Origin of the sequence: Aquamicrobium segne (genome assembly GCF_042656785.1) — a bacterium.
In the GTDB taxonomy this organism is placed as follows: Bacteria; Pseudomonadota; Alphaproteobacteria; order Rhizobiales; family Rhizobiaceae; genus Mesorhizobium; species Mesorhizobium segne.
The window spans coordinates 178,042-204,067 of sequence record NZ_JBHSLL010000012.1; the positions used below are offsets into that span (position 1 = coordinate 178,042).

Genomic DNA, 26,026 nt, shown 5'->3' on the forward strand with positions numbered 1-26,026 from the left:
GGGAGACGGGCATGGCAAACGCAATGTTCAAGGCAAGAACAAGTGCTGCAATTGTGGCTGTTGCCGCGGCTGCATTACTGGCCGGTTGCGCCAATCGTGACAGTGTGACGGTTGGTTCAATCCCCGATGATTATCGCACCAATCATCCGATTGTGATTTCGGGAAAGGACAAGGTGCTGGATTTGCCGGTATTGGCTTCAGCGCAAGGGGTTTCCAGATCGCAGCGGCAGGCGCTGGCGGGTTTTCTGGATGATTATGATACGGGCGTTGCGCCGGTGCTGACCATTGCCACACCGTCCGGCTCGGCCAATGAGCGGGCGGCGGGCAAGGTTGCACGTGAATTTTCCCGGCTTGCCCGTGCCAATGGTGTGCGTGCCAACCGCATCGCCATGACGCAGTATCAGGCATCACCCGAAGAAACGAGTGCGCCTGTGCGGCTGGTTTACAGCTCTATCCGGGCGCAGACCGGCCCTTGTGGCCGCTGGCCAAAGGATATTCTGGAGACGGCGGATAACAAGCATTATGCCAATTTCGGCTGCTCTTATCAAAACAATCTCGCCGCTCAGATCGCCAATCCGGCTGACTTGATGGGACCGCGCAAGCAAGATCCTATTGATGCGGAAAATCGCAACAAGATTTTGGGTGACTATCGCAGTTCTGGAAATGCCAACACGCCGCGCGAAGTAAACTATTGACGGGCAGGGCCTCTCCAAAGGGCAAGACACATGAAGAACATGGCCTATGACGACGCAACCGAAATGGAAAGTGACCAGCAGGAACTGGACGCCATGCAGGCGCTGCGGCCAGTCCCGCGCATTTCCATCCATGCGTTTTGCGAAACCGAGGGTGTGTCTGGCCCGATCGAGCGGGCAGGCGAAGACCGGCGCATGGCAAAAACCCATCTCAAGATACAGATGGGCGGCATTGCAACGGCTATTGATTTTTATCAGGGTACGCCCACACCCAATCTCGTTATCGTGGAATCACACAGTGAGCCGGGGGTGTTGCTGGAACAACTGGCGCAATTGGCACAGCATTGCGACCCCGGCACCAAGGTGGTGGTCATCGGCCATTATAATGATGTCGGGCTTTATCGTGACCTGATCCGCAACGGTGTTTCTGAATATGTCGTCGCCCCGGTGACGATTGCCGATATTGTCAGCATCATTGCAGCGATTTTTGTTGACCCCGACGCCAAGCCGATTGGCCGCTCGATTGCCTTTGTGGGCGCAAAAGGCGGCACCGGCTCTTCCACCATTGCACATAATGTCGGCTGGGCGATCTCGTCGCTGTTTGCCTCGGAAGTGGTGGTGGCAGACCTTGATCTGGCCTTTGGAACGGCCAACATCAATTTCGATCAGGACCCGGCGCAAGGCATTGCCGAGGCGGTGTTTTCGCCCGAGCGCGTGGATGAGGTCTATCTTGACCGGCTGCTGGCGCAATGTGCGCAAAATCTTTCACTGCTGGCAGCGCCCTCGACACTGGAGCGCACCTATGATTTCCAGCCGGACGCCTTCACGCAGATTATCGAGGTGGCCCAGCGCACCGCACCCATTCTGATACTCGATGTTCCCCATATCTGGAGTGGCTGGAGCAAGGATACGCTCATGCGCGCCGATGAGGTGGTGATTACCGCAACGCCTGAGCTTGCCAATCTGCGCAACACCAAAAACCTTATGGATATGCTTAAAAATCTGCGGCCCAACGATCAGCCGCCAAAGCTGATCCTCAATCAGACCGGTGTGCTCAAGCGCCCGGAAATCTCGGTGCAGGATTTTTTCGGGCCGCTGGAGATCGAGCCCCTGGCGGTCATTCCTTTCGATCCGCAGCTTTTTGGCCATGCAGCCAATAATGGCCGGATGCTGGGTGAAATGGATGCAAAACATCCTGTTGTGGCCACCATCAATGAAATCGCTCATGTGCTGACAGGGCGTGCAGAGATTAAGACGGCCAGAAAAGCAGGTCTTGGTTCGATTCTGGGCAAGCTCAGACGCGCAAAATAACAGCCCTTGCAGGCACGCAAAGGTAGATAATCATGTTTGGAAGACGAGGCAGCAATGACAGGGTCAAACCGGCTTTCCCAAAAGCGGTGCCGGATGCTGTGGACCCGGTTGCAGTTAGTCCTTTGCCTTCTGCCAGCGCTGGTATAGCCGCAGCACCACCTGTACGGGAAACCGCATCGCCTTCTGTTGCGCCAGCCCGGTCCTCGCACACGCGCAGTGATAGCTATTACGACACCAAAAGTCAGGTTTTTGCGGCACTCATCGACACGATTGACCTGTCTCAACTGGCCCGGCTGGAGACAGAGGCCGCCCGTGAAGAAATTCGCGATATCGTCAATGACATCATTGCGATCAAGAATCTGGCCATGTCGATTTCCGAGCAGGAGGAACTGCTTGAAGACATTTGCAATGATGTTTTAGGCTATGGCCCGCTGGAGCCCTTGCTGGCGCGCGATGACATTGCCGATATCATGGTCAATGGCTCGCGCAATGTTTACATCGAAGTGGAGGGCAGGGTTGAGCAGACCAATATCCGCTTTCGTGACAATCAGCAGCTTTTGAACATTTGTCAGCGCATCGTCAGCCAGGTTGGCCGTCGCGTTGATGAATCCTCGCCGATTTGCGATGCGCGTCTGCCCGATGGCTCGCGTGTCAACGTGATTGCACCGCCGCTGGCTATTGATGGCACGGCGCTGACCATCCGCAAATTCAGGAAAGACAAGCTCACCCTTGATCAACTTGTGCGCTTTGGCGCCATTTCGCAAGAAGGGGCGGAAATTTTAAAAATTATCGGCCGGGTGCGCTGCAATGTTGTCATTTCAGGCGGCACCGGCTCAGGCAAGACCACCTTGCTCAACTGTCTGACCAATTATGTCGATCGTGATGAGCGCATCATCACCTGTGAAGACTCAGCCGAATTGCAACTGCAACAGCCGCATGTGGTGCGCCTTGAAACCCGTCCTCCCAATCTGGAAGGGGAGGGCGAGGTCACCATGCGCGATCTGGTCAAGAACTGTCTGCGCATGCGCCCTGAACGTATCATCGTTGGTGAGGTGCGTGGCCCGGAGGTGTTTGATCTGTTGCAGGCCATGAATACGGGCCATGACGGATCAATGGGCACTATTCACTCCAACAGTCCGCGTGAATGTCTGAACCGTATGGAATCGATGATCGCCATGGGCGGCTATTCGCTGCCGCAGCGCACTGTGCGTGAAATTATTGTCGGTTCGGTGGATGTGATCATTCAGGCCGCGCGCCTGCGCGATGGTTCGCGCCGGATCACGCATATTACCGAGGTGATCGGCATGGAAGGTGATGTGATCATCACGCAAGATCTCGTCACCTATAATATCAAGGGTGAGGATGCAGCCGGAAAGCTGATCGGAGAGCATGTCTCGACCGGCATCGGCCGCCCGCATTTCTGGGAACGCGCCCGCTATTATGGCGAAGAGCAAAGACTGGCCAATGCGTTGGAAGCCATGGAAAAGCGCAGCGATTGATCCGGGACAGGATGAAGGAAAACAATGAGTTGAAGGGCAGATGAGGGTTTGATCGAGGCGCTTCAAGACATGGAATGCACAGACAATGTTTGGAATTGACAGCACTGTTCTGATTTTTGTCGCCCTGGCTGGCTTGAGTGCCGGGGCGGTGGCCTATGCGCTGCTTTTTGGTCGCATCAGGGATGAAAAAAATGTCGGCAAGCGCTTGGCCACCATCGCATCTGCTGAAACGGATAAGGCTATGGTCAGAGCGTCGCGTGAGCGCATGGCCGAAGCCGTCAAACGCCGCAAATCTGTGCAGGAAACGCTCATACAGCTTGATGAAAAACAAAAACAACTCAACCACACGGTAAAAAAACCGCCGCTGAAAACGCAGATCCGGCAAGCCGGTTTAAATCTGCCTATTGAACGGTTTTATCTGTATTCGCTGTTGTGCGGTCTTGGCCTGACGCTGATTGCCTTTATCATCGGCCTGCCAACGATCATTTTGCCTGGCGTTCTGATCATTGGCGGCCTGGGTGTGCCGCGCTGGGCCATAACGTTCTTGCGCGCGCGCCGGGTAAAAGCCTTCCTCGACGAGTTTCCCAATGCGCTCGATATTATTGTGCGCGCGGTCAAATCCGGTCTGCCGCTCAATGATGCGGTGCGTCTGATTGCCAGCGAGTCTCCAGAGCCGGTGGGTGGGGAGTTTCGTCGTATTGTCGATGCCCAGCAAATGGGTCTGTCGATACCTGATGCGGCCATACGCATGTCAGAAACCATGCCCTGCACCGAGGCCGCGTTTTTCGGCATTGTCATTCAGATTCAATCTCAGGCAGGCGGCAATCTGTCCGAAGCGCTGGGCAATCTTTCGCGGGTGCTGCGCGACCGTAAGAAGATGAAGGCAAAAGTGGCGGCGCTGTCGATGGAGGCCAAGGCGTCGGCCGTTATTATCGGCTCTTTGCCATTCATCATTGCATTGCTGGTTTACCTTTCCAGCCCCAGCTACATCATGCCGCTGTTTCAGACCTCGACCGGTCATCTGATTCTGGGCGTATCGGCGGTGTGGATGTCGATCGGTATTTTTGTGATGCGTCAGATGATGAATTTTGAGGTCTGAACCATGAGCGCTCAAGCAATTAAAACTCTGACAGATCCGACCTTCGTGATGGCAATGCTGATTGGCATAGCCGTTTTTGCGACCATACTGACCCTGATACCTGCCTTTGGCCGGGATCCATTGAAAAGCCGCATGAAAGCAGTGGCTCTTGAACGTGATGAGTTGCGCGCTAAACAGCGTGCCCGCCTGGTTGCTGAAGCTGAGCGCCGCAGCGGCAGTTTGCGTGAACAGCAATCAATGGGCATGCGCCGTATCGTTGAAAAGCTCGATCTGCGGCGCTTGCTTGCAGATGAAAACACCACCCGTCAGCTCAAGACGGCAGGTTTTCGCGGCCAGAACCCGATGACCCGGTTTTTGTTCTTTCGCCTTGTTTTGCCTTTTGTCGGGCTGGCTCTTGCGGCAATCTATATTTTCGGGCTTGGCGGTCTGAGCGACAAGCCGACGGCGGTGCGGGTCTTTGCCTGTATTGGCGCTGCCTATGCCGGTTTTTATGCGCCAATTTTATATGTCACGAACCGGGCCACGAAACGCAAGGATTCCATCCGGAAAGCCTGGCCAGATGCGCTGGACCTGATGCTGATCTGTGTGGAATCGGGCATGTCCATTGAAGCGGCCATGCGCAAGGTATCAGAAGAAATCGGTTCACAATCGGTGGAACTGGCTGAGGAATTCGTGCTGACAACGGCCGAGCTTTCCTATTTGCAGGAGCGGCGTCAGGCCTATGAAAATCTGGCTCAGCGCACTGGACTGGAGCCAGTCAAATCAGTTACCCAGGCGCTTATTCAGGCTGAGCGTTACGGTACGCCGGTGGCTCATGCGCTCAGGGTTTTATCCAGTGAAAGCCGTGATGCGCGCATGACCGAGGCTGAAAAGAAGGCTGCGGCCCTGCCGCCAAAGCTGACCGTGCCGATGATTTTATTTTTCCTGCCGGTGCTGTTTGCAATTATTCTGGGCCCGGCAGGCATTCAGCTTAGCCAGAATGGCGGCTTCTTTGGCGACCAGCCCCGCAGTTCTGCGACGGAATAAAATATAATAAGATAAATAGATAAAACACTGTGCGCTCTGTCAGGCGCACAGTGTTTTGTTCTTTTTTACATATGGTCGCGCGGGATGCGGGCGCTGCGTTCACGATCGAACACGCTTTGCCCCTTGTCGAACGCTTCGATGCGTTCAACGACAATCCATTCGGTTTGCGTGCAGGAAAATGTCATGGTGCTGCGCGTCATGGTCTCCCAGCCTTCGCGTTTGGCTGTGCATGTGGAGATGATTTCAGCCGACATCGACAATGGGTCGTCCGGCTTGATCGACCAGACCTGTTGCATGGTGTCGCGTGTTGCCAGACCATTGCCGGGGTGGCGGTTCAAGCCGGTATCGTCATTGATGCGGTAATGCGTGATACCATTTTCCAGATCACGCTCAACGCTGCGGGCGGAAGAGCCTTTTTCTACTGCCTCATAATGGGGCAGCGGATCAGGATTTTCCGGCTCTGCGACATGGATTTTTTCATGCGCGCCCTGCAGCGGCAAATCCAGACGGATCGAAGCAAGATCAATGTCGAGCATTGCATCATGGGGCGGCGGCAACATGATCGGCCAATAGGCGCTGGAAAGGGACAGGCGAATGCGATGGCCCGGTGCAAAGCGATAGCCGCAGGCATCAAGCACCAGTTCCACGTCCACAGGCTTGCCCGGCTCCAGAACCTGTGGCTCGGCATTGCCATTGCGATGGGCAAGGTTGAGCAGGCCAAAACAGACACGAGTGGCGGTGCCATCGGGATGGATGTCAACGATTCGTGCCGCCAGATTGGCCAATGGGGCATTACTGGACAGACGCAGTTTGAGAACCGGCTGACCAAGGATCACGCATTCCTCGTTCAGCGCGCTGCTGTCAAAGACCAATGAGCCGGCATCGTCAGTCCGCTGATCGCCCGGCATTTCTGTATTGGGGGCCAGTGTGAAATATTCACCGGCAGCGGTGCCCGTGTCTAAAGGCGAGCGCAGCAATGTGCTGCCGGAGGCTGGCTTTGCAGGGGTGCTTGCAAGGCGATGCGCATCATCCACGCTCAGTGTTGTGGTTGCAGGCGTTTCCCATATATTTTTGGCGATCCAGTAGCCGGGATCGGTTTCACGCCAGAGGGCAGGGCGTGGCCCATCGAGAATATAGGCGCGCATCTGCGGGGCTTTTTCTGCTCCATTTTCCTTGTCGCACAGCCAGCGCTGCCACCATGCAATGGCTTCTGAAAGGAAGTCTGCACGTGGTTTTGGATAGGCAAAATGCGGATATTTATGCACCCATGGCCCGATTAAAGCCTTTGCCTTTGAGGGCATGCCTTCCACGGCTTTCAGCGGTGTGTTGCGATAGCCATCGGCCCAACCGGCAATGACCAGTGCCGGAACGGGAAAACCCTCAAAATCCTCGCAGATCGAGCCATGTTTCCAGAAGTCGTCACGGCGTTGGTGGCCAAGCCATTCTTCCATGAAGAAGGGCTCGTTTTCCAGCCGCTCCATCCACATGTCACGCCAGCGCTTTCCCACAATTTCCGGGTCGGGAGCACGGGTCTGGTAGGCGCTCATTGTTGCTGCCCATGAAAACTGGGCGGAAAGATGAGCGCCGTTCTTGTAGTGGATGTCGTCATTATAGCGGTCCACCGTTGAAGCGATGGAGATGACGGCCTTGAGCGCCGGAGGCTCGAGTGCAGCCACTTGCAGGCAGTTGAAACCGCCCCAGGAAATGCCCATCATGCCGACGCTGCCATTCGACCAGTTTTGGGCCGTAATCCACTCAATCACTTCCACGGCATCGGAAAGCTCGCGTGGCGTATATTCACCGTCGATGACCCCTTCAGAATCACCACTGCCACGAATGTCGACGCGAACACCGGCAATGCCTGCCGCCGCAAAGGACGGATAGGTGGATTCATCACGCGGGGCTGTGCCATTGCGCTTGCGATAGGGCAAGAACTCCAGCACCGCCGGAACAGGTGCATCTGCTCCGGCGCTATCCGGCATCCAGATGCGGGCCGCCAGTCGTGTCCCGTCCTTCAGGGTGATCCATTCGTTTTCGATGATGTGGAAATTTTTGTCGGTCATGATTTTTCTCGCAAAATGGCGGGACCGGCAGAAATCTGCCGGTCATGCAAGGAAGAATATCTGCCAGTTAGAGCGCCGTGCGTCCTATCGGACGCACAAAGGACGCTCTAACTCTTTGAATGAGCATCGGAATTATCCAAAAACCGATTCCATTTTTTGGTCCGATGCTCTAAAGCTCAGGCTTCGATCCACACCCGGCTGGCGATGCGGCCATTGGAAATATCGTTACCGATATCGTGGACATAGCCTTTCAGCTTTGTTGTGCCTGCATTCACATAATCGTTGAACACCGGCAGGATCAGCCCGCCTTCATCGTGGATCATCAGCGCCATGTCACGATAGAGCGCCCGGCGCTTGTCCTCGTCCAGCTCGCCACGGGCTTCGATGGCCATCTTGTCGAAGTCGGGGCGCATGAAGCGGGTGTCGTTCCACTCGGCATTGGAAACATAGGAGGTGGAATAGCGTGAATCCTGTGTCGGACGCCCGCCCCAGTAGGAAGCGCAGAAAGGCTGCTTGTTCCACACTTCAGAAAAATAGCCGTCGCTTGGTTCGCGCCGCACTTCCAGCGTAATGCCTGCCTTGGCCGCACTTTGCTGGAAGAGCTGTGCAGCGTCGACAGCGCCGGGGAAGGCAGCTTCGGAGGTGCGCAGCAGGATGGCCCCGTCATGGCCGGATTTCTTGAAGTGAAAGGCTGCCTTGTCAGGATCATAGAGGCGCTGTTCGATGTCGGTCGGGGCCAGCGCATAGTTGCTGTTGACGGGATAGTCATTGCCGATGCTGCCATAACCGCCGATCACCTGCTTGAGCAGTGCCTCACGATCGACCGCATATTTCAGCGCCAGCCGCAGGTCGTTATTGTCGAAGGGAGCGGTGTTGCAATGCATGAGGAAGGAATAAAAACCCTTGCCCGGGCTTTGCAGGATCTGGACGGTCGGGGCACGTGAGACCAGCGGCACGACCTTGGGCTCCACCAGATTGATGAAATCCACCTGATTGGCGCTGAGCGCACTGATCCGGGCGGTGGAATCATTCATCACGATGATTTCAACGTGATCGACATAACCGCGGTCATCGCGCCAGTCATTGGTGTTGCGCTCAAAGGTGGTGCGCACACCCGGTTCAAAAGAGGTGAGCTTGTAAGGGCCGGTGCCGATGGCTGTGTTGGGGTCGTTGACCCCGCCTTCGGGCTGAATTTGCAGGTGATAGTCGGTCAGCACCAGCGGCAGGTCGGCATTGGCTTCCTTGAGCGTGATGACCAGATCGTCGCCACGTTCTTCAATCTGCTTGATGCCCGACAACAGACCCAGCGCACCGGACTGCGAATTTTCATCGCCATGGCGGCGCAATGTGGCGGCAGCATCAGCAACCGTCAGCGGCTTGCCATCATGGAAGCTGACACCCTTGCGGATTTTAAATGTCCATTCCACAGCATCAGGCGAGGCTGTCCAGGATTCGGCCAGGGAAGGCAGGGCTTCGCCGGTTTCAGGATGAGATTCCACCAGCGTGTCGCCCCAGCAATGGGCCATGACGAACAAGACGCTGGCCGAGGCAAGTGCGGGATCAAGCGTGTCGGCAGAGGCGCCGCCTGCCAGCGCCATGCGCAACGTGCCGCCACGCACCGGCGTTTGCGCCTGGGCCTGTCCACCCAGCAGCAGGCCGGTGGAGGCTGAGACGCCTAAAGCTGCGCTGCCTTGCAGGAAACCGCGGCGTGAAACAGGAAACATATTGCGAATATTGGTCATGGGTGCCCTCTTCACCATTTTGAATGGTCTAAATAATGGACCCGGATGGGCAGAGTTCAATTTCGCGACTTGACGCTCTTTTAAGCTGGTTTACGCTATATGGATGAGCAAGCATCATGAAAATTACAGTGAAAACTTAAGGTTGGCCTGCGCCACCTGCAAATCAATCTCCGAACTTTGCCGCAGCATTGACATCAACAGGCAGCAGTTCAACCGCTATATCAATTCCGGGGCCCGCCCTTCTGCGCATAACAGACACAGGATCGCCCGGTTTTTCGGCTTTGAAGCGGAAGATTTCGACCTGCCGGTCAGTGTGTTTCGCCACAGGCTGGAAACACGGCATCAGCCATTGCCCGCACAAGGCCCGCTGGCGGATGCTTTTCCCGGCGACCTTGACGCGTTGCAGCCTTATCTGGGCTTTTACCAGACCTGGCATGTGTCCTTATCCTGGCCGGGGCAAATCGTTTGCTCCTGCGCGCATCTGCGTGAACGGGACGGGCAGGTTGTTGTGACTTCGCTGGAACGGATTGAGGATGCGCAAAGTGGTATTCGCCAGCGCTCACGCTATGTCGGGCTGGCAGCCTTTCAGCGGCGGCGCATTTTCCTGACAGAACTGACACGTGGCGCAGCGCCCACCTTTGGCCAGACGATCTTAATGCCGTTTGAAATTCACCAGCGCCAGTATTTGCGCGGGCTGACCATGGGCATTTCATGGCGCAACGACAATCTGCCTTACGCAACGCGCACAATCTGGCGCTATCAGGGCAGGCGCACCAACCGGCGCGCCCTCATTGCCGGTTGCGGGATTTATGAACCGCATTCAGCCAGCCTGCCATCTCCGGTCGTTGCTTGTCTGACAGAGGCGGAAGGCGTTTTTCTGCATGTGTGAAACATGAAGAAAATCAGTTTGTTGCTTGTTTCTTGCCGTCTTGCGCCTTGATCTGGCTCCACGCATTTTGCTGGGCCAGCATTGAGCGCAGATAGGTGACATTGGCGCGCGCCTGTTCAGGCGAAAGCTCTTGTGAGGCAATGCGTTCGGCCTCATCAAACCGACCCTGAAGGCCGACGACAAGCGCCAGGTTTTGCCGAACGCGGCTGTCAGCGCCTTGCTGGCGCGAGGCAGATGTCAGATAGGTTTCTGCGGTGCGCAAATCGCCTGACAAGACATAAGACATGCCAAGATTGGACAGGACCGATGGCTCATTGGGCTTGAGATCAAGCGCTTTGTGATAAAGCTGGCGGGCTTCATTTTCCTGCCCCGTCTGGTCAAGGATTGCCCCTTCAGCCGAGATAAGTCGCCAGTCAGGATATTCAGGTGTCTGGGCGCGGCGCACCGCATCCAGCGCCGGTCCAAACTGACCATTGGCGGCAAGCGCCTTGCCATAGGCCGCCAGCACCTGCCGGTCCTTGGGGTGGCTGATAGCCAGTTTGCGCATGACAGCCAGCGACTGTTCGGCATTGCCTTCCATCTGCAGCAGGCTGGCGAACTGAATGGCGGTTGCCTTGTCGTTGGGGTTGGCAGCATAGGCCTTGCCGAATTTGGCGGAAGTGCTGCGCAGATCATAGCCGGTCGGGGCTTCGATCCGGCCCTTGCTGCTGGAGCCGATGGAGCCGATGGAGCCGGTTTTCATCTTGTCGGTGCTACAGCCTGCAAGCACGGCTGCCAGCGCCAGCGCCAGAGCCACTCTGACAACGGGCTTTCCAGTTGTGATGTGATTGCGCCGGATATGCATGAAACCCCCGTTTCCATCTGCCGCTATTGGGCAGTTGTTGCTTTTATCAGGCAATAATCTGTTAACCCTAACAGCGGGTTAATTTCCGGTGAAAATGGCATTGAAATCATTAATGAAATCTTACTTTGTCCCCGCACCTTTTTTATGGTGCGGGTATAGCTTGTTCGCGGCGCGTTCTGCGAGGCGGGCTTTATCGGCCTTTCTGGTGTAGAGTTCAGCCATCTTTGTTGATGACCAGCCGTACAGGGCTGTAAGCTCAAAAGGCGTAGCCCCATTGTTTGCGGCGATAGTGGCTCCGGCCTTTCTAAGCCCGTGAGCGCGGCCGGGGACGCCTGCTTCATCGCAGCGATCTGCAAACCAATATCCGAAACTGATATTTTTCCATGGCTTGCCGCGTGTATTGATTAAAAAGACCAGATCGCCTGTTTTGCTGGCCTCTATAGATTTTTCCAATGGAGGCAGGATCGGTATATCGAGTTCTGCTCCGGTCTTTCCTGTACGAAATCTGATTATGCCATTTTTGATATGCTGCCTTCCGAGCGTGATGGCGTCGCCTCTTCGTAGGCCGGTATAGAGCATGATATCGAGAGCAAGGCGCGCTTGCGTCCCGATTGGGTGGCGCTCTTGAAATCGGGCGACTTCTTCTAGCGTCCATGTATGGTAGCCGTCCGTCTTGTGCCTGGGGATTTGAATGTTCGCTGCTGGGTTTTTCTCGATCCAACCATTATCGAGTGCAAATCTCATGACAGCCTTCATGCTGCGAAGATATTCAATTTCCATTGTCGGAGTTGCCTCACGCCGAACCATCCCAGCCCGAATATCTGCCTCTGTAATGGCGGCGAAATTTAACCTTGCGCCTGTTTTGCAGACATTTTCTAAAGCTAAACGCTGGTTTCGCTGAGTGTTGTAAGCATATCTGTTGAAGCGGCCGCTTTGATAATATTGGTCAACGAGCCAGCGCAGCGTTGATCGTGGGGCTGTTGTTTTCTTTTCGACGACAGCGCCAGCCAGCGCAGCATTATATGCGTCGTTAAATTCTTTTGAGCCATAAACACCGGGAAGCCGTATGCGCGCTTCTTTATCACGTCTGAAATACCAGACAATCTTGCCGTGTCTGGTTTTCTCTCTTTGTATATAAGGTTTACGTGGGCGGGCCATGGCTGCCATCAAAGATAGCCTTCGCCCTTTTCGTCAACCCTTGCGTCGCCTGGCTGCCTGGGGATTGCGTGCTTTTCGGGGATAAGCCTGATCAATGCATCGCCAATTTGCACAACGGGTGCAAATCCTGCCTGCTTGGCACCCTCGCAAAGCGCGCGCACTTGCCGCTGTGTCAGGCTAAGTCGCTTACTCACGTTCCCCCTCCCTTGCTTTCGAGGGCGCGGCGGCCCGCGATGACAGCATAGGCATTGGCAGCCTCGACAATGCAGGCAGCATCATGCGTTTTCGCTGTGCAAATCATGCGGTTGGTTTCGTCATAAACCCACGCATATTTGGCCTCACCTTCCGGGCCGTATTTAATGTCAAAGCGCCAGCGTCCGGTTAGCTTCATGCCTTCCTCCCTATGGAGCGGATGGCGGCGGCTATCATCTTCGCGGTAACATTCTCTGCCACGGCTGCTTCCGGCTCTAGGTCGTAGTCGGTTTGATTCACATAACTGAGCGCGATCTTCGCGCACTTCTCCACAGTCACCGGGTCGACCTCATCTGGTCCGATGATGCGGAAGCCAGCGCGAGAAAGAGCGCAGAGGATCGCGTCTGCTTCAAATGCAAAGCAAGCTTTGTTCCACGATGTGCCGGTCGCAGCCGAAGCGTAATCACTCATGGCATGCGTTATGACTTCCGTCACCGCATGGTGGTGCTTAATCATCGCGTCAACGTTCATCCTCCTGCCTCCATAGCGGCCTTGAGGGCACCGAAATCACTAGGTCCGAACCAGTCACAGATGCGCTCGTTGCTGCTAGTGCGCCACACCCAACTGCCGTCTGTTTTCTCGACGGCATGATTTGCGAATGTGACGAACGGGCCAGCAGCCTCTGTCACCGCATGTTCTGAGGGGCGGGTGTAAACAGGAAAATTCTCGCAACCTGTTTTATCGCCTTCAAAGCTCACCGTATAGCGAGGGCTATCAATCCAACCTAAGTTAGTGAGCCACGCCACCGGCTGCTGGCCTTCCGGCTTGTCGCTCACATTTGCCGTTTCGTGAGAGGCAACGGTGTTTGTGGCTCGTGGGTGGGGGGCAATGGCGGAGAGGATGCGACGCTCGTAGTCGGCTTGCGCTGCGGCTTTGGCGGCGTTTACTGATGGGAATTTCTTCGGGTAAGTTTCGCCCGGCAACCCCATCGGATCTTGATCTTGCTCAAATCGGAACATGAACGCACCTAGTCCAATCTCAAAATAGAGGGACGGCAACTCACCCTCTCCGGGGTCGAGCATCACGATCTGATACTCACCTCCGAATGCTGGCGCGCGCTCACGGCTGCATTCCTTCCATTCTTCGACAGGCGACCACTCTAGCGGCTTGATCTTCACCATCTCGGCAAGCTGCGCCTCTAGGGTGGCGTAGAGGTCAGCCCGGACGTATTCGATATCTGCTGTGTCTGATTTTTGTCCAAGCCACTCGCCTCGATTGAATCCGCCCGTGTACATCCACGCAAAAATGCGTTCTGGCATCTCACTCATGGTCGCCTCCCTGGGGTGAGGTGGAGAGTTCAAGGTCGGACCATGCCTTTGCGGCAAGCTCCCGCTTCGTTTCCGCATGGGCAGCGCGTTCGGCGTCCAGCTCATCTGCTATCATCGCCAGCATCGAGCGCGATACGGTCACGCCGTTGCGCACGTTCAGCATCAGGCGGCCCTCAGCAATCGCGCGAAGTTCAGATGCCCTGTCTCGCTTCATTGCTCGTTCCTTTCGCATGTCGGGATATAAGGCTCTGGAAAAGGACCGCGCTTCACGTGCTTGCCCTCTGCTGCCATGTCGATAACCGTCTTGATGACCGTGACCATTACGGACCCGACGCCTGGCGTACGCACCCAGTTATATTCTCCCATGTCGGCAATTTGGCCTAGCGTCAGGTGGCTCCATTCGCCGCAATCACGCGCGCACAGCCAATGGAGTGCTTGTGGCTTGCGCCCGCCTCCCATGATGCCGACATTCCATTCAATGTCGCAGGCTCGTATTTCTCGCCATGGCTTGTGTGCGTCTACCATCAACGCAATTCCTTCATCGCATTGACGAAATCAATAATCGGGTCGAGGTCGATACGGGCCACCGAACCATCCTCAAGGTGCATAATAAGCGTGTTGCCTTCGCATCGGTTGAGCGTCCCGCCATCTTCAAAAAAGTCAGACACGTCCTCAATTCGGCACTTTGCTTGGAAAATAAGGTCTTCATAATCAATCATCGGGGTCATGTGCTGTCCTCCTTGGGTGCGAACATTGGGCGCGTGCGTTGTGGGATCGGCAGCTTGTTGGCTGCGGCCTGCTGACGGCGTGCTGCCTTGCGTGATTTCTGGAATGGCTGGCCCTGCATGGTCGGGGCATCCACGATGCGCAGGTGAGCCTTGCGCCTTGCCGCGACCTTGGCCTTCTCGGCTACGTCAGCAGCGGTCTTTTCGGCATGGCAGGCGACATGCACCGGCTTGAGATTGCGTTCCCGGTTCTCACCGCCGTTGATTAGTGCGATAACATGATCCAGCGCCCATTTCTTGCCGATGATAGGCTGCCGGCAGATATGGCATTTGCCGCCCTCATTATCGAAAACACGCAACCTGACGCGGGGCGGGGCGCGCTGCTCGTCGGTGTCTCCGATCCATTCTTTGACAGGACGCGCCATCACAGCGCCTCCCTATATCGGAACGAAACTCGCCAGATGACGTTCACCAATGACACAACATTGGAGGTTCTCAATATGATGCGTGGTGGATTGCTATGGCTTCTTGGACTACCGATCCCGATCATCATCATACTGTGGCTGACGGGGTTTCTGTCGTAGCCAATGGGGTGATAGGCCATCACGCACCGTCCTTCCCAACCGGAATTTTGCCAGTCAGGAACTTATGAGCACGCTCGCGTTCTGACGCATTGCCAATGATACGGCGTGCTGTCTCGTGGCAGAGGCGAATGAAGTCTGGATGGTCGCCAAGGTTCTGAGGAAGAAGGAACGCATCTCGTATTTTATCGAGATTTTCAGGCCGTTCGATTGCTGGCTCACTGAATGCAGCACGAAGCATATTGTCGATCAGTTCTTCGCACAGCATGCGCTTGAGAGGATCGGAAGGTGTCTTGGCTGATGCCGCGACTGTTTGGTTGCTGGCGACGTTTTCTTCCGTGCTGTTCGCATCCTCATCAGTCTGATTGGTGGCAGCGAGATCGCCAACGCTGGACGTGATAGCGTCCTCGCCGCCATCGGCGGGAGAGGGGGCCGCCGATTGGGTGATTTCTTGAGTTTGGTTGCCGTCAGTTTCACCATTGACCGTGACTGACTGGCTGGTCGTAAAGTTCGGGTCGAAACCTTCCTGCGGCTGGGCGGCGTTGTGCTGCTCAATTCTGGCGAGCTTCAAGCGTTCTTGGAGTGATGGAGTTACGTCCCTTGCGGTTTCCGATCCACGGAACTGTTCGACCTCGTCGCGATCATAGACGCCGAGTATGACCTCTGGTGTATGCCGACGGCCCCAAGCGCGAGCCGTGTAGTAGCATTGCTGCTGATCTGGGTCCGATTTCCATAGCGGGGAGTTCTTCGGCGTGATGTCTTTGAATTTGGGAGAGCGGACATCAAGTTCTTCGCCGTCGATCTTGCCATAGGCGATACAGACGCGCTCAGGGCCTTCGCCTTCAAAGCGGAACTTAAGACGGCCTTCGATGCCTGATCGGGTGTTGATCACAGCCATGATCAATTGCGCCTCGTATGCGATGGCGCCATTGACCGCATAGGACTTCGAGGCAACAGCAAACGGGCTCATTTGCCACTCAAGAGCTTGCAAGGCGACAGCCATGCATGCGCCGGCATTGCCGCGAAGATGTTTTGGCAATGCAATGTCTGCTTTGCACATCACCTCAGCAAACCGGACAACCTCGCCAAGATTTTGAGGTGCGATAGATGCTCCACCAATGCCATTTGAGACACTGATGGAGTTGATCGAGGTGTCGGGACCGGGACGGGTTGCGATCTGGTTCATGTCAGCCTTCTCCGAGAATGTGGCGAGCGGTGTGCTTTTCATCCGGGCCAAGTTCGGACTTGAAGGCGATCCATTTGAGATAGTCGCGTGGCAGATCAGCCCAGCGCATACCGCGATGCTTGCCGAAGGTGATGGTTTGGAGAACGACAGGAGCAGTTGTCAGATCGACCAGTTGAGCCACACTTGACGCGAAGATCAGGCGGCGGAGGATGAAGGCTGTGACCAGCGTATCGGGACCAGCACGATGCGGCGGCATGGAAGCTGCAACATCAAAATCGTCCTCATCATCAATTCCGAGGTGATAGCGCAGAACTTGGTTCGAATGGCCCGGAGCATCCGGGAACAGGTGTCGAGCGCATTGTAGAGTGCAGATCCAGCTATGCTGGCCACCGCCGAAGAAAGCCTGTTCGAACTTGGCATTGTGCGCGGCGAACACGTCGCCAGGCTCCATCCCATCCATCAACTTGGCGCATGCAACATCTGGCGAAATTGCGTTGGCAACATCAGCATCGGAAATGTGGTGGATGGCGCGGGTAACTGCCGGGATGGGATGCCCCGGATTAACCAGCATCGCGTGAGGTCCGTCGACCTTCCAATCGTCGGTGACATCGGTCCAGCCGATTTCACAGATGGCCTTGGTTTGGTCTTCGGGCAGGCCGGTGGTTTCAAAATCAATGACACGAATTTTCATGGCTATGCTGCCTCTCGCTCTTGCTGGTCGAGGAAAGTGTCGAGCCGATCAGCCGACCAGGTTTTCATATGAATTGGGCGTTCGCCGCCATCGAAAGGCCGGGCGCCGGGCCATTCACCTTTATCGAGACACTGGCGGATTGTGCGTAGGCACCAGCGGATGGCCCGTTCGCCTCGGTCGATTGCAAAGTTCGACATTTCGACGTGGGCGGTATCTGGCACATCGTCATTCAGGACATAGACGAGGACGAATGTTTCAAATGGGATGCCAAGTTCACGGCAAACCATGCGGATCATTGCGGCCTGCAGGTAATAGGCAGCGTCGAAAATCTGACGTTCGAGGAAGTCCTCATCGAACTTGCTGGCGGTTTTAAGATCGGCAAATACGCCATCTGCATTGGGCATGGCGTCGGGTCTGACCTTGAGCCAGATCCCGGTTTCGCTATCCTTCCAGCAGATGGTGCGCTCCACGCGGCCATTCAGGACGCCGAGTTTGACCATCTCATTGGTGCTGGCGTCGGCATGGATGCGCTTGATACGCTCGACCTGATCTGAGGTGATAGGCGTCTTGCCTTGCTCACGGACGCTGTCGCGCCAATTTTGCGCTGCTTTGGTTTTGTAATCCTTGAACTTTTCCGGACGGACAGCGAAGCCATCTTCGAACACTTCATCACCAAGCAAGAGGCAGTGCGCCGCCTTGCCGAAATCAAGGGCATCAGTTGGCTCAGGCGTGAAGTGGTTCGGGTTCCATGCCCACCGGCCCCAAAATGCCTTGGGCGAACCGCCATGTGCCGGCAGGAGCCATTTCAGGGCAGACTTGGAGATTGACGGTCCGTCGAACAGATCCGTCTTACGGTGGTAATCTTCCAGACTGATTCCTGAATATACGCCTCTGGCTGTGATCGGCTGCCCATCCCATTCACGTTCAATATTTGCCATGACACGGCCAATGGGTGCGCCAACCTGTTCGAACTTGTCGTGGTCGAGGTCGATGTGGTTCATCTATGCGGCCTCCAATTCGAGTAATGCCTCTTCATCCCGTGCCATATCGGTCACGATCTGCGCGGCTTCATCGCAGGACAGACCGGCTGTCAGCAGCAGTTCGTATTCATGGAAGCGGCGTTCCCATGCGCTGCTGGTACGGACGAGGCGGGATAGCTCCAAGGTGATGAGTTCGGGGCAGGTCGTCATCACGCCGCCCTTTCATTGCTGGCGATCAGCTTGTGGTTCTCGTGCCACGCCTCTACAGCGTCGATGCACTCGAAGAGCGTCTGGCAATCGCCAGTCACGTCGTTGTGCGGTTCGCCGGCGTGGCCGTAATTTTCATGGGTCCACTCCCACACGTCAGCGCCGGTCTTGGAATCGTAAGCTTCTTCGATCTTGAAATCGCGATACAGCACCATGCGCGCGCTGGTGTTGACGCGGACAGTCGCCATCGTAGCCATCACAGCACCCTCCCTTCGTGCCAGCAACGAAGGCTGTCAGGGCTTGGAATGCCGAAGGCCGCGTCAGGCTCATCTTCGGTGATGAAGTCGCTGGTTACGTCGCGGGTCGGATGGCCCATCGTGACGCGCAAAACCTGCAAGCTTTCAGGACAATCAAACTGTCGGACAATCTCGCGCGTCTCGTCTTCGCCGTAGCAAACCGAGGCGTTGAAACGGTCCTCCATGTCGAAGACCAGAAACTGATCGTGCGCTTTCGTATTCATGTCGCTTACCTCTCAATCTTACCAGATCGGCCGGGGGCTTCTTCGTGGTGGGTATGATCGATAGATATACGCATGATGCGTAAATAGCAAGCATAAATACGCTAGATGCGTAATAACCGTTGACGCGATACACGTAAGTCGATTATTCAATCGTGCATCGGGCTTGTTTTGAGTTGCCCGGCATTAGCGGCGACCGGGTGCAACTCCCGTGCAGGTGAAGCCGCAGGTGCGGGTGTCGAAAGTCCTACCGTGCTGCCTGAAAGTGAGGACCGTCTATCCGAGAGGACGGCGTTGCATCGTGTCCCATCCCGGCTCCGGTCGTCAGGACGTTGCAAAGCGGCACTCCCACCTTGTTGGCGGAAGCCGATGGGGTAGGGGGTGTCTTTTGCCGGAACCCTCCCTCACCAATCGTCAGAACCATAGATGGGAATTGGCTCTCGACATCTGATCTTCCCTTTGCTTCAATCACTTTGGGCTTAGGGAGGAAATTCAATGAAATTGGCAATAATGGCAGCCAGTTGTGCGCTGGCTTTAAGCGGTTGTGCGTCTGTTGTTCGAGGAACGACAGAACAAGTCGTGGTTACTTCGGAGCCGACCGAGGCGACGATCAGGACTGACTTGGGGCATTCCTGTCCTCGGTCGCCATGCACAGTGGAGGTCAGTCGAAAAACAGCATTCACAGCCTATGCGGAGAAGGAGGGCTACAAGCCAGGTCATCTCTATGTAGGCACGAAAATGAGCGGGGAGGGTGCCGCCGGCCTTGCGGGCAACGTTCTTATCGGCGGCCTGATCGGTGTTGGTGTGGATGCTGCGACAGGGGCGACCCTCGACCATTATCCAAACCCCGCGCACATACTTCTGGTGCCGGTAGAATCCGACGCCCAGAGCACGAATATCGGCAAGCCGCCAAGGCCGAAGACGGAAGATTACGCGCCTACGTCATAGTCGCCCACGAAAAAGCCCGCCTCCCCGGCGGGCTGGCCGGGATAGCCTGAGGGCATTGGGGGACGCACCCCGGCAGTGCTATAACGGGCGGCGGGTGGATTGGTTCCAGCAGAGGCCAATCAGGCAGGGGTGAGGTGGCAATAAGTAAGAGACAATGGATATTGGTTAGAAGAGGCGGTAGCGGCTGTGTAGATGACGCCACAAGTGCCGTGGTGGTCGAGCAATATCATGAAATATCGCAGATACTGTTACGATGTTGAGACGGGAGCTTCTGGCAAGGAGGACGACTTCTGCAGCAACAATCCTAATCTGGATAGCTCGATCAAATTGCGCCTTTCTTCCAGAAGTTTCAAATTTCCCGTTAGTAAGTAGGTCGATAAGGTCGTCAGTTTTTTTCTCAATTTCGTTTTGCCGGTCACGAAATAACACCTCAGTTTGAGACACATACTGTGATATTAAAAAGCATGAACCTCTAATCTTTACTTCATTTATCGTGTCAGATTTTGATCGATTAGAGGACCAGTACTCTGAGCCTATTTCCTGGACCAGGCGAATTTCTGAAATGAGTTCGTTAATTTGTGCGACATATTCAGAACGTGCCGCTCTATAGGACTGGTAAACAGATCCTAAAAAGAAGGAAATCAGTGCAGGTAGAAGTGCCCAAATCGTCTGCACGATCAGTTACGCGGCATGGTGGTTTTCCTCGGGCAAGGCTTCTTTGATGTATCTAAGCGCGAGACGCTTATATGTCCGATAAACTGGCTTTTCAGCTCGCAGTTCCAGCAGATCTTGCACTTCGCGTTTTTCGAATCCTTCCAGGCGAACTAAGCCACCAAATGCCTCTTCTAGGAATGAAGTACCGAAGCTGCGAACACCGTCAAAATCGACTGTCACGATCCCACCAGTCCGGCCAGCTTCCTTAAGTGCTGGGACCAAATGTTCTTTACGGAAACGGGTCCCGTTGTTCGGGCCGTCTTGTCCTGTCCTGCCAGCTGGATAGGGAGAAAAGTCTTTTGCTATTGAAATTTCCATCTGAATCATCCGATTGATGGGATCTTAACCGTCCATTCAATCAGCGTCCCGCCAATTGAGCTTTGAAACGCTGACCGTTCTGATTTCCCTGCATTTCTGTAGGTATACCTGCCTCCACGACTTAATATCATAAGTCGGCCTGTTCCGCACGCGTCGATTACTTCTTGCATTTGTGGTAGTCCTTTCCCACGATTGGCCCTGCCAGTTTGAGTGTTGCCATATCTCATGGCAGCTTCAATATGCACTGCATCTGCGGCGTAGATGTGACTTTCTTGAAATGGCCAATTCTCTGCAAGGAACGCACGAACCTTGTCTGCGGTTGCACGTGGCGGATACGTCACTGGTATGGTCGCTCCTTGATCGTAAATCGCAACAGTTAAGGTGCGATTGATGCGGTCCGCCGAGCCTGTGAACCACCAGCGATTTATGTGACGGTAGTGAAAACGAAAATTTGCGGGATATGCATGAGCTCGCACATTAACCATGGCCTCGGATAGTGCGGAATTAAGTGGGATTGCTATCTCAATCGGCAGTTCATTCTCTGGATCTATAAACTGAGCCAGGCGCTGCAGCATTTTGTCTGCTTGTTCAGTTTCTTCTGCATTTGAGCCAGAGAAGAATTTGAGGGTCATAGACCGTTCGTCTTCTTCAACCTGCTCTGCCAAGCTACTTTCAGTCACGCCGACCAGTGGGAAAAAGCCAAGCTGCCACAAGCGATTAAAAACCGGAGTGCTCCATTGGTGAAGGTTAACAATCGGCGTGGGACCATCGGTGAATGATTTGATCCGCTCGTATTCCGCCGCCAATACCAAGGCACATGATGTAGATATCTCTTCAATTTGTGCAAAATCGATATAGCTACGCAATGTCCGTCGGCCATTCTTGGTACGGAACCATGTCGGCTTCGCCCCGGCGGAAAGTAGCCCTTTCCTTACGCTCAAAAGGAAATCAGTCGTCTCGACAGGGTTCCTTTCAAAGCACATGATCTTGGGCGGATTGCGAGGGGCTCGCTCACTGACTGCAACAAATACTTCTTCACCGTCCCATATGTGGATAGGTAGCAAAGTACACGAATCTCGCTTTCGTCTTGCCTCATTTCTCGCACGGAGAAATAACCACCGGCGACCCCAGCTGTCCAATCTCTTCAATCACATACAAGCGCGCAGTGCGTGCTCCTCCCATTTGCATATTTCGCAACAACTACGCTTCCTTTACTTCGCGTATGCCGTTCACCCCTCTCTTACCTAAGGCCCCTCAGCCTTCACGCGCTCCCAGCCGTCTCAGTATCCTCGCCCAGATCATACTCCGGCTCAAGATCACTTGAGCTTATCAGATACTCACGCAGTGCCAGATGAGCGGCATCGTCGAGATCCTTGCCTGTCATGGCTGCAAACCTGCGCAATGCAATACGCTCAGCTGTTGATAGCGTGATGGTGATCTTCATGCTGCACCGCCTGGATCGTCGTCATTGTTCATGTCGCTGATAAACCGTGAGAACTCATCTTCAAGCTCTTCATCACGTGGTGCATTGCGCAACCAGATAGCAGCTTGGCGCAGCAGGATAGCCAGTTCTGATTTTGGCACGTCGCCAATGTTGTCGGCGGTGTTTAGCAGTTTCTGGATGAAGCGCTCGCGGGCGTCAGTCATCTATGGGCCTTCCTCTTTCACCCGCTCCCATTCCTCCGGTGTCAGTGCTGCTTTGAGCACCACATCAACTTCTGAAAGGTGGCTTTCCCATTGAGGCCGGCCTTCGAACATCGTATTTTCTGGATTGCCGGAATATGTACAAAGGGCACGGGCAGCGCGTTCACGGGGAGGCTTGGGTTTGCGGGGCATGGTTATTCACCATATTTAGCAGCAGTTGCGCGCAGCCTGTCCGTGTATTCATATATATGGTCGAGCGTTTCAATCTGGACGCGCTCTTCTTTATCGCCGTCGAACAGACTTATGTATTTTAACGCTCGGTTAAAATGAAGACGGGTGAGAGGCTTTCGATTGTTATTATCAATGATGACAGCGCAGTATGATTTAGCATCGCGCATAATGACGCGTTGAGCTTTGATAGTGTCTCGCACAATCGCCTTCACGATCATGTAGCCTTCTATCTCTTCTTCCGTAGTTACGATTTCATCCTCATCCACATTGTTTTCAATTTCCTCAACTACTTGATCGGTGTCCGCGAGAGCTGAGGAAATTCGACTTTTCACAGAATCTCGGATGACTTCTCTGAACGCAGATCTGACCAAGCTCGTGAACTGCTCTTTCACCTGAGCCGTAAACCGCCCTTCATAGAGGCCGGCAGAGATCATCCTGACGAATTCTTCAGAAGGGTCTTCGATCTGCTTACTTATCGCGCTTTTGAGCGCCGAGGTGTATTTTAGCCGCTCTGCTGACGCGAGAATGCCGCCAACATCAAATCCAGACTTTTCGAATTTCTTTAACTCAGTGAAGAGATGCGGTTGCATTTCTGAAAGATCGAAAGTCAGGAACGGTCGCGTATCAAGTTTGTTCGGCTCTTCAAGATCAGTGTGAAAATGGAAGGTACGACCATTTGTCAGGATGGCGAATTTTGCCGTCGTTACCGAGAAGTATCGGAAGAGTTGCGCAAGATGCACTTTATCCAGATTGGTGGTGATCGGTTTGCACTCGATCAGAATGCGGATCTCATCGTCAATCTTAATCGCGTAATCGACCTTTTCTCCCTTCTTTCCAACGACATCTGCAGTGAATTCGGGCACAATTTCTGCTGGATTGAATACGTCATAGCCAAGCGCCCGAAGAAAGGGCAGCACCACCGCAGTTTTTACTGCCTCTTCGGTTGCCATTGAGCTTGAATGTGAACGTACCCGCTCAGAAAGCAGGCGAAGATTTTCCTCCAGTGACATACTCTATCCCCTCCCAAGATGGATATTACGGTTTTACATCGCGGAAATCCGCCCCTTAACTCTGCCAATAATAACGTGCCCGTCATCAAGCGCGATTGTGTACGGCGTGTAGATTGGATTGCGGCTCAATAAGCGAATTGCTGGCGGGTCTGAATCGTGAATGTGCTCGCAGAGCTTCACAACAAGGCCAGTACCATCGTAAATTAAAAAAGGCCCGGGTGGTGATGGCTTGGTATCTCCGATATCAATGATCACCCGGTCGCCGGGGAATATAGAGCCTGGAGCATGTGGATTTTGCGGGTCGTAACCTGAGTCTCCTGTAACTTCGATTATAACCGCTGACGACGCCTCTAGACGAAGCTCCCCACGAAGGTATGAAGATGGGATCCGCCAGTAATCCTTTATCACCTCTGCCGAAATCTGGTTCCCCCCATTATCGGTTGTATTGATTAATTCAAATACGCCGCCGCCTCCTGCACCGGCCTTCGAGTCAAGTTCTCTAACCACTTGCTTGTGATCTATCAGAGATTCAGTCTGGTCTGTTGTTTTGAACTCAGGACCGGCTAGCGCCCAAATTTCACTAGAAGTGATTTGCGGGTCGCCCTTTCCAACAAGCGCTTTCAATAGCTTGGCAACAAAAGTGCGGTCGAAGTATTCGCGCTTATACGCTGCTGGGTCTTCATACCGCTGTATGCTTGACGCACGTGCATATCCCATAGCTTGCGCAAGAGCGTCGAGAGACAATTCTGCACGCTCACGCAGCGCACGAAATTCAGTTGTTACCCAATCACTATTTGTCATTGGGGCATTTACGCAGAACACGTTTACGCATTCCACGTTGACAATATACGCATGATGCGTATGATGTTTGCGTAATTACTGATTGGAGCGAGTGCGGACGTGACCCCAGCGGAGCATGTGATTGACAAATTCGGCGGCCTTACTTCGCTGGCTCGTGCGCTCGATTGCGCAGTGTCAACGGTGCAGGGCTGGAAAGAACGTGGTCGTATCCCGCAGGAGCATTGGCTCCAGATTATTACGGCCGGTAAAGAGCGCGGCCTAGCTTTAGAATTTGATGATTTCATCCTCGGACCGTCAGAAGTTGAGCGCGTGGCATGAGCACCGACCTCAACAACAATCAGGACATAGACGCATTTGCGCGTGATGCGGTTGAAGGAACTGGCTGGCTGCGTCCAGATGTTCGTCGCCTCCGTGCAGCTTACCATTCTAATCAGCAGCCGAACTCCTCCCCGGATGCTGATATGGCGGGCGAACTGCAGGACGGTAATGAGGCCGTATCCAGTTTGCCCGCCCTCACTTTCATCAATCCACACTGCCAGTATCCAGACACGTGCAAATGGGTTCATTCACAAGCCTCATGTTCTGTCTGCGCCAATGATGCGATGCGTGCGAGGGCAGCGTCATGAATACGCTCGTCCAATTTGCTGGCGATGATCAAAGACCTCGGCGTCGTAAGGCCCACGGCAAACCTTCCGCCTATGCACTGTTTCTCATGGGGCTTGATACCTTTGAAATAGCTAAGCGCCTTGGCATTCATGAGGCTGAGGCTTCCAAACAGGTTTATTTGCAGCGCTGTCGAGAGAAGGGCCTTCCTGTCGAAACGGAAAGGCGGTCTTCATGAATAGCTGGCTTGACGTGTTTGTGGTGTTTTCGCCGGTTGCTGCTTGCATTGTTGGTTATTTATTCGGTGTTGCCACATCGCGCCATCAGGTCATCAAGCGTGAGGCTGCTCGTGGCGACCTCACTGCCGATGTTGAACCCACCGAGTTTTCTCACGGCTGGCGGGGGCGGACATGAAAATGGATCGTCGTCATTGTCAGCCATTCGCCGTCCCCAATTCGGGAACGGCAGTTCCAGTTGCTTCGCTCTCGTCTGTTCTTGTCGGTTCGGAAAAGAGCGCATTTGTCATTCCTTTTCTTCCTTTCGAGATCGAGCCACTACGGCTCAACCCCACCCACGCCGATCATTCTAGGCGTGGAGACAGTGCATGTCCGAACTCAGACGGTACGAATCCGTACTCAAACGGTGTGACAGCATGAGTAACAGCGTAGCAGCAAAAGAGGCGTTCGAGCTTCTGAACGCCGCAACCAAGCAAGAGTATCGCGGCTGGGGTGACACCCAGACCGCGGCGCGTGACAGGGCGGCTGAAAAGGCCGGAGTTACGCCAGCGCAGGCCGAAAGGCTCTGGAAGAACTGGCGGACCATGAGGTTCCCGAATGGTGATGTGTATCGGGGCCTTCGCAACACATACGGGCATTTGTGCACGTGGATTGAAAACGCTGCTGACGCCATTGAGGCGAAGCGGCTTGAAATCGAGGAACCTCATGCGTCTGTGGAACGCACTAAAACGGCTCACCAGCGAGGCGGGGAAACTGGTGTGGTCACTCATCAGGCGGATCGGTAGGTCGCG

Annotated in this window: 38 protein-coding genes; 13 read left to right on the forward strand and 25 right to left on the reverse strand. The window is 54.7% G+C overall.

Annotated features, from left to right (window positions below; translation table 11 throughout):
• Positions 1-11: 11 nt before the first annotated feature.
• The 5 genes from ACFPLB_RS03990 to ACFPLB_RS04010 all read left to right on the forward strand — a co-directional run bounded on the left by ACFPLB_RS03990 (position 12) and on the right by ACFPLB_RS04010 (position 5,627).
• Positions 12-695 carry a CpaD family pilus assembly protein gene (locus tag ACFPLB_RS03990; protein ID WP_378228003.1) on the forward strand — a complete coding sequence of 228 codons (684 nt, stop codon included), beginning with the start codon at positions 12-14 and terminating at the stop codon, positions 693-695.
• 30 nt (positions 696-725) lie between these two features.
• Complete coding sequence (locus ACFPLB_RS03995; RefSeq protein WP_378228004.1) at positions 726-2,003, forward strand: AAA family ATPase; 1,278 nt, start codon at positions 726-728, stop codon at positions 2,001-2,003.
• Positions 2,004-2,035: 32 nt separating this feature from the next.
• Positions 2,036-3,502, forward strand: a complete 1,467-nt coding sequence (locus tag ACFPLB_RS04000) for a CpaF family protein (protein ID WP_378228005.1) — start codon at positions 2,036-2,038, stop codon at positions 3,500-3,502.
• An 85-nt stretch (positions 3,503-3,587) separates the two neighbouring features.
• Positions 3,588-4,601 (forward strand): type II secretion system F family protein, encoded by a 1,014-nt coding sequence (locus ACFPLB_RS04005; RefSeq protein WP_378228006.1) that lies wholly within the window; start codon positions 3,588-3,590, stop codon positions 4,599-4,601.
• Positions 4,602-4,604: 3 nt separating this feature from the next.
• Positions 4,605-5,627 carry a type II secretion system F family protein gene (locus ACFPLB_RS04010; protein ID WP_378228007.1) on the forward strand — a complete coding sequence of 341 codons (1,023 nt, stop codon included), beginning with the start codon at positions 4,605-4,607 and terminating at the stop codon, positions 5,625-5,627.
• A gap of 65 nt (positions 5,628-5,692) precedes the next feature.
• On the opposite strand, the gene ACFPLB_RS04015 is transcribed toward ACFPLB_RS04010, so the two are convergent.
• Together ACFPLB_RS04015 and ACFPLB_RS04020 are read right to left on the reverse strand one after the other, a co-directional pair.
• Positions 5,693-7,690, reverse strand: coding sequence for a CocE/NonD family hydrolase (locus tag ACFPLB_RS04015; RefSeq protein WP_378228008.1), 1,998 nt, complete (start codon positions 7,688-7,690; stop codon positions 5,693-5,695).
• 176 nt (positions 7,691-7,866) lie between these two features.
• Entirely contained in the window at positions 7,867-9,432 is a 1,566-nt protein-coding gene (locus ACFPLB_RS04020; RefSeq protein WP_378228009.1) for an ABC transporter substrate-binding protein, read from the reverse strand.
• A gap of 103 nt (positions 9,433-9,535) precedes the next feature.
• Here ACFPLB_RS04020 and ACFPLB_RS04025 point away from each other — a divergent pair, with 103 nt between their 5' ends.
• The gene (locus tag ACFPLB_RS04025; protein WP_378228010.1) at positions 9,536-10,321 is read left to right on the forward strand and encodes a helix-turn-helix domain-containing protein; all 786 of its coding nucleotides are present in this window, start codon (positions 9,536-9,538) and stop codon (positions 10,319-10,321) included.
• Positions 10,322-10,334: 13 nt separating this feature from the next.
• On the opposite strand, the gene ACFPLB_RS04030 is transcribed toward ACFPLB_RS04025, so the two are convergent.
• From ACFPLB_RS04030 to ACFPLB_RS04075, 10 genes are all read right to left on the reverse strand, one after another.
• On the reverse strand, positions 10,335-11,165 hold the full coding sequence (locus tag ACFPLB_RS04030; protein WP_378228011.1) for a tetratricopeptide repeat protein: 831 nt from the start codon (positions 11,163-11,165) through the stop codon (positions 10,335-10,337).
• 120 nt (positions 11,166-11,285) lie between these two features.
• Positions 11,286-12,332: a tyrosine-type recombinase/integrase gene (locus tag ACFPLB_RS04035; protein ID WP_378228012.1), complete on the reverse strand. Its 1,047-nt coding sequence runs from the start codon at positions 12,330-12,332 to the stop codon at positions 11,286-11,288.
• Positions 12,332-12,517 carry a hypothetical protein gene (locus ACFPLB_RS04040; protein ID WP_378228013.1) on the reverse strand — a complete coding sequence of 62 codons (186 nt, stop codon included), beginning with the start codon at positions 12,515-12,517 and terminating at the stop codon, positions 12,332-12,334. The genes ACFPLB_RS04035 and ACFPLB_RS04040 overlap by 1 nt, the downstream gene beginning before the upstream one ends.
• The gene (locus ACFPLB_RS04045) at positions 12,514-12,714 is read right to left on the reverse strand and encodes a hypothetical protein (protein WP_378228014.1); all 201 of its coding nucleotides are present in this window, start codon (positions 12,712-12,714) and stop codon (positions 12,514-12,516) included. Before ACFPLB_RS04045 ends, ACFPLB_RS04040 begins: the two co-directional genes overlap by 4 nt.
• Positions 12,711-13,046, reverse strand: a complete 336-nt coding sequence (locus ACFPLB_RS04050) for a hypothetical protein (protein ID WP_378228015.1) — start codon at positions 13,044-13,046, stop codon at positions 12,711-12,713. The genes ACFPLB_RS04045 and ACFPLB_RS04050 overlap by 4 nt, the downstream gene beginning before the upstream one ends.
• Entirely contained in the window at positions 13,043-13,843 is an 801-nt protein-coding gene (locus ACFPLB_RS04055) for a hypothetical protein (protein WP_378228016.1), read from the reverse strand. Before ACFPLB_RS04055 ends, ACFPLB_RS04050 begins: the two co-directional genes overlap by 4 nt.
• Entirely contained in the window at positions 13,836-14,057 is a 222-nt protein-coding gene (locus tag ACFPLB_RS04060; RefSeq protein ID WP_378228017.1) for a hypothetical protein, read from the reverse strand. The genes ACFPLB_RS04055 and ACFPLB_RS04060 overlap by 8 nt, the downstream gene beginning before the upstream one ends.
• Positions 14,054-14,368 (reverse strand): hypothetical protein, encoded by a 315-nt coding sequence (locus ACFPLB_RS04065; protein WP_378228018.1) that lies wholly within the window; start codon positions 14,366-14,368, stop codon positions 14,054-14,056. The genes ACFPLB_RS04060 and ACFPLB_RS04065 overlap by 4 nt, the downstream gene beginning before the upstream one ends.
• Positions 14,368-14,571 carry a hypothetical protein gene (locus ACFPLB_RS04070; RefSeq protein ID WP_378228019.1) on the reverse strand — a complete coding sequence of 68 codons (204 nt, stop codon included), beginning with the start codon at positions 14,569-14,571 and terminating at the stop codon, positions 14,368-14,370. The genes ACFPLB_RS04065 and ACFPLB_RS04070 overlap by 1 nt, the downstream gene beginning before the upstream one ends.
• Positions 14,568-14,993, reverse strand: coding sequence for an HNH endonuclease (locus ACFPLB_RS04075; RefSeq protein ID WP_378228020.1), 426 nt, complete (start codon positions 14,991-14,993; stop codon positions 14,568-14,570). Before ACFPLB_RS04075 ends, ACFPLB_RS04070 begins: the two co-directional genes overlap by 4 nt.
• Before the next feature lie 36 nt (positions 14,994-15,029).
• On the opposite strand from ACFPLB_RS04075, the gene ACFPLB_RS04080 reads away from it, so the two are divergent.
• Positions 15,030-15,152, forward strand: coding sequence for a hypothetical protein (locus tag ACFPLB_RS04080; protein WP_378228021.1), 123 nt, complete (start codon positions 15,030-15,032; stop codon positions 15,150-15,152).
• A gap of 19 nt (positions 15,153-15,171) precedes the next feature.
• Here ACFPLB_RS04080 and ACFPLB_RS04085 read toward each other — a convergent pair whose 3' ends face one another.
• The 6 genes from ACFPLB_RS04085 to ACFPLB_RS04110 are packed head-to-tail and all read right to left on the reverse strand — an operon-like array spanning position 15,172 to position 18,733.
• Entirely contained in the window at positions 15,172-16,335 is a 1,164-nt protein-coding gene (locus ACFPLB_RS04085) for a recombinase family protein (RefSeq protein ID WP_378228022.1), read from the reverse strand.
• 1 nt (position 16,336) lies between these two features.
• Positions 16,337-17,026: an exonuclease domain-containing protein gene (locus ACFPLB_RS04090; RefSeq protein ID WP_378228023.1), complete on the reverse strand. Its 690-nt coding sequence runs from the start codon at positions 17,024-17,026 to the stop codon at positions 16,337-16,339.
• 2 nt (positions 17,027-17,028) lie between these two features.
• Entirely contained in the window at positions 17,029-18,027 is a 999-nt protein-coding gene (locus ACFPLB_RS04095) for a PD-(D/E)XK nuclease-like domain-containing protein (protein ID WP_378228025.1), read from the reverse strand.
• The gene (locus ACFPLB_RS04100; protein WP_378228026.1) at positions 18,028-18,216 is read right to left on the reverse strand and encodes a hypothetical protein; all 189 of its coding nucleotides are present in this window, start codon (positions 18,214-18,216) and stop codon (positions 18,028-18,030) included. It abuts the gene before it with no gap.
• The gene (locus ACFPLB_RS04105) at positions 18,216-18,470 is read right to left on the reverse strand and encodes a hypothetical protein (RefSeq protein WP_378228028.1); all 255 of its coding nucleotides are present in this window, start codon (positions 18,468-18,470) and stop codon (positions 18,216-18,218) included. Before ACFPLB_RS04105 ends, ACFPLB_RS04100 begins: the two co-directional genes overlap by 1 nt.
• Positions 18,470-18,733, reverse strand: a complete 264-nt coding sequence (locus tag ACFPLB_RS04110; protein WP_378228030.1) for a hypothetical protein — start codon at positions 18,731-18,733, stop codon at positions 18,470-18,472. The genes ACFPLB_RS04105 and ACFPLB_RS04110 overlap by 1 nt, the downstream gene beginning before the upstream one ends.
• 735 nt (positions 18,734-19,468) lie before the next feature.
• Here ACFPLB_RS04110 and ACFPLB_RS04115 point away from each other — a divergent pair.
• Positions 19,469-19,678 (forward strand): hypothetical protein, encoded by a 210-nt coding sequence (locus tag ACFPLB_RS04115; RefSeq protein WP_378228031.1) that lies wholly within the window; start codon positions 19,469-19,471, stop codon positions 19,676-19,678.
• 681 nt (positions 19,679-20,359) lie between these two features.
• Here the strand turns inward: ACFPLB_RS04115 and ACFPLB_RS04120 are convergent.
• From ACFPLB_RS04120 to ACFPLB_RS04150, 7 genes are all read right to left on the reverse strand, one after another.
• On the reverse strand, positions 20,360-20,710 hold the full coding sequence (locus ACFPLB_RS04120; RefSeq protein WP_378228033.1) for an STAS-like domain-containing protein: 351 nt from the start codon (positions 20,708-20,710) through the stop codon (positions 20,360-20,362).
• Positions 20,711-20,715: 5 nt separating this feature from the next.
• Entirely contained in the window at positions 20,716-21,576 is an 861-nt protein-coding gene (locus tag ACFPLB_RS04125) for a hypothetical protein (protein WP_378228034.1), read from the reverse strand.
• Positions 21,577-21,971: 395 nt separating this feature from the next.
• Positions 21,972-22,154 carry a hypothetical protein gene (locus tag ACFPLB_RS04130; RefSeq protein WP_378228035.1) on the reverse strand — a complete coding sequence of 61 codons (183 nt, stop codon included), beginning with the start codon at positions 22,152-22,154 and terminating at the stop codon, positions 21,972-21,974.
• Positions 22,151-22,357 carry a hypothetical protein gene (locus ACFPLB_RS04135; RefSeq protein WP_378228037.1) on the reverse strand — a complete coding sequence of 69 codons (207 nt, stop codon included), beginning with the start codon at positions 22,355-22,357 and terminating at the stop codon, positions 22,151-22,153. Before ACFPLB_RS04135 ends, ACFPLB_RS04130 begins: the two co-directional genes overlap by 4 nt.
• Complete coding sequence (locus ACFPLB_RS04140; protein WP_378228039.1) at positions 22,358-22,546, reverse strand: hypothetical protein; 189 nt, start codon at positions 22,544-22,546, stop codon at positions 22,358-22,360.
• A 2-nt stretch (positions 22,547-22,548) separates the two neighbouring features.
• Positions 22,549-23,595, reverse strand: coding sequence for a type I restriction endonuclease (locus tag ACFPLB_RS04145; protein WP_378228040.1), 1,047 nt, complete (start codon positions 23,593-23,595; stop codon positions 22,549-22,551).
• A gap of 33 nt (positions 23,596-23,628) precedes the next feature.
• Positions 23,629-24,396 (reverse strand): hypothetical protein, encoded by a 768-nt coding sequence (locus ACFPLB_RS04150; protein ID WP_378228041.1) that lies wholly within the window; start codon positions 24,394-24,396, stop codon positions 23,629-23,631.
• 99 nt (positions 24,397-24,495) lie between these two features.
• On the opposite strand from ACFPLB_RS04150, the gene ACFPLB_RS04155 reads away from it, so the two are divergent.
• The 5 genes from ACFPLB_RS04155 (at position 24,496) to ACFPLB_RS04175 (ending at position 26,020) form a co-directional block, all read left to right on the forward strand.
• Positions 24,496-24,714 carry a carph-isopro domain-containing protein gene (locus ACFPLB_RS04155; RefSeq protein ID WP_378228042.1) on the forward strand — a complete coding sequence of 73 codons (219 nt, stop codon included), beginning with the start codon at positions 24,496-24,498 and terminating at the stop codon, positions 24,712-24,714.
• Positions 24,711-25,022 carry a hypothetical protein gene (locus ACFPLB_RS04160; RefSeq protein ID WP_378228044.1) on the forward strand — a complete coding sequence of 104 codons (312 nt, stop codon included), beginning with the start codon at positions 24,711-24,713 and terminating at the stop codon, positions 25,020-25,022. Before ACFPLB_RS04155 ends, ACFPLB_RS04160 begins: the two co-directional genes overlap by 4 nt.
• Positions 25,019-25,237: a hypothetical protein gene (locus ACFPLB_RS04165; RefSeq protein ID WP_378228046.1), complete on the forward strand. Its 219-nt coding sequence runs from the start codon at positions 25,019-25,021 to the stop codon at positions 25,235-25,237. The genes ACFPLB_RS04160 and ACFPLB_RS04165 overlap by 4 nt, the downstream gene beginning before the upstream one ends.
• Positions 25,234-25,413 carry a hypothetical protein gene (locus ACFPLB_RS04170; protein ID WP_378228048.1) on the forward strand — a complete coding sequence of 60 codons (180 nt, stop codon included), beginning with the start codon at positions 25,234-25,236 and terminating at the stop codon, positions 25,411-25,413. The genes ACFPLB_RS04165 and ACFPLB_RS04170 overlap by 4 nt, the downstream gene beginning before the upstream one ends.
• A gap of 238 nt (positions 25,414-25,651) precedes the next feature.
• On the forward strand, positions 25,652-26,020 hold the full coding sequence (locus tag ACFPLB_RS04175; protein WP_378228050.1) for a hypothetical protein: 369 nt from the start codon (positions 25,652-25,654) through the stop codon (positions 26,018-26,020).
• The last annotated feature ends 6 nt before the right edge of the window (positions 26,021-26,026 follow it).